Here is a 2,500-nt window from a genome sequence, read left to right on the forward strand (position 1 = left end):
ACAATTATGAGCAGTCTATTTGATTAAGAGCTGGTATTGGGAGATAATATATAAAAAGAAAAACGCCCTTACTAAACTATAGTAAGGGCGTTTAAAAAAGGCGACGACCTACTCTCCCACAAATGCAGTACCATCGGCGCAAATGGGCTTAACTTCTCTGTTCGGAATGGTAAGAGGTGAGCCCCATCGCTATAACCACCTTAAATTTTTATCCTAAACTTGTTCAGGATATGGTTGTTATAAATAATCAACACTAATATTGTTGACATATTGAGAAAATTACATAAAAAGTTTGTTTGTACTCTAAAAAACAGGTGTACAATAAGCCTATGGGTTATTAGTACTACTTGGCTATGACATTACTGCCTTTACACCTATAGCCTATCAACGTGGTCATCTTCCACGACCCTTTAAAGAAATCTCATCTTGTGGTAGGTTTCGCGCTTATATGCTTTCAGCGCTTATCCTTTCCCAACGTAGCTACTCTGCAATGCCACTGGCGTGACAACAGATACACCAGAGGTTAGTCCAACTCGGTCCTCTCGTACTAGAGTCAGATCCACTCAAATTTCTAACGCCCACAGTAGATAGAGACCGAACTGTCTCACGACGTTCTGAACCCAGCTCGCGTGCCACTTTAATGGGCGAACAGCCCAACCCTTGGGACCTTCTCCAGCCCCAGGATGTGACGAGCCGACATCGAGGTGCCAAACCCCCCCGTCGATATGAGCTCTTGGGGGAGATCAGCCTGTTATCCCCGGCGTACCTTTTATCCTTTGAGCGATGGCCCTTCCATGCGGAACCACCGGATCACTATGCTCTACTTTCGTACCTGATCGACCTGTATGTCTCTCAGTCAAGCTCCCTTATGCCATTGCACTCTACGCACGGTTACCAAGCGTGCTGAGGGAACCTTTAGAAGCCTCCGTTACTCTTTTGGAGGCGACCACCCCAGTCAAACTACCCACCAAGCACTGTCCGTCGTTAGACGTTAGATTCTAGATAAGCAAAGGGTGGTATTTCAACAATGACTCCACAACGCCTAGCGACGCCATTTCATAGTCTCCCACCTATCCTACACATTACTTATCCAAAACCAATACTAAGCTATAGTAAAGGTGCACGGGGTCTTTTCGTCCCACTGCGGGTAATCGGCATCTTCACCGATACTACAATTTCACCGAGCTCATGGCTGAGACAGTATCCAAATCGTTACACCATTCGTGCAGGTCGGAACTTACCCGACAAGGAATTTCGCTACCTTAGGACCGTTATAGTTACGGCCGCCGTTTACTGGGGCTTCATTTCAGATCTTCGCCGAAGCTAAACCCTCCACTTAACCTTCCAGCACCGGGCAGGTGTCAGGCCCTATACATCATCTTTCGATTTAGCAGAGCCCTGTGTTTTTGATAAACAGTCGCTTGGATCTTTTCACTGCGGCCCACATTACTGTGGGCGACGCTTCTCCCGAAGTTACGCGTCAATTTTGCCTAGTTCCTTAGCCATGAATCTCTCGAGCACCTTAGAATTCTCATCCCAACTACCTGTGTCGGTTTAGGGTACGGGCTGCTTCACTCGCTTTTCTTGGAAGTCGCTTCTCTGGATTATCACCTTGACCGTAGTCTCAGTGTACTATTGCCGTGTTACCACTGGCTTCAACGTGCATTTCCGTCAGCACGCACCAAATATACGCCTCCGTCACTTTTAGTGTGAGCAGGTACAGGAATATTAACCTGTTGTCCATCCACTTCCCCTTTCGGGTTCGCGTTAGGTCCCGACTAACCCTCAGCTGATTAGCATAGCTGAGGAAACCTTAGTCTTTCGGTGTGCGGGTTTCTCGCCCGCATTATCGTTACTTATGCCTACATTTTCTTTTGTAGCTTCTCCAGAATGCCTCACAGCAAACCTTCGACGACACTACAATGCTCCCCTACCACTTTTTCAAGTCCATAGCTTCGGTAGTATGTTTATGCCCGATTATTATCCATGCCGAACCGCTCGACTAGTGAGCTGTTACGCACTCTTTAAATGAATGGCTGCTTCCAAGCCAACATCCTAGCTGTCTAAGCAGTTCAACCTCGTTTATTCAACTTAACATACATTTGGGGACCTTAGCTGATGGTCTGGGTTCTTTCCCTCTCGGACATGGACCTTAGCACCCATGCCCTCACTGCTGATTATCATTTTATAGCATTCGGAGTTTGTCAGGAATTGGTAGGCGGTGAAGCCCCCGCATCCAATCAGTAGCTCTACCTCTATAAAACTATAAATCAACGCTGCACCTAAATGCATTTCGGGGAGTACGAGCTATTTCCGAGTTTGATTGGCCTTTCACCCCTACCCACAGGTCATCCGAAGACTTTTCAACGTCAACCGGTTCGGGCCTCCACTATGTGTTACCACAGCTTCACCCTGCCCATGGGTAGATCACACGGTTTCGCGTCTACCACTACTAACTAAAGCGCCCTATTCAGACTCGCTTTCGCTACGGCTGCGGACC

Annotated in this window: 2 rRNA genes (1 of these 2 cut by a window edge); both read right to left on the reverse strand. The window is 47.4% G+C overall.

Annotated features, from left to right (window positions below):
- Nucleotides 1–95 precede the first annotated feature (95 nt).
- Nucleotides 96–203: ribosomal RNA gene (gene rrf / locus ACP15M_RS13765) — 5S ribosomal RNA — on the reverse strand.
- Between the two features lie 114 nt (nt 204–317).
- Nucleotides 318–2,500: ribosomal RNA gene (locus ACP15M_RS13770) — 23S ribosomal RNA — on the reverse strand (it continues 636 nt past the right edge of the window).

The organism is Psychroserpens sp. S379A, assembly GCF_049800755.1.
GTDB lineage: Bacteria > Bacteroidota > Bacteroidia > Flavobacteriales > Flavobacteriaceae > Psychroserpens.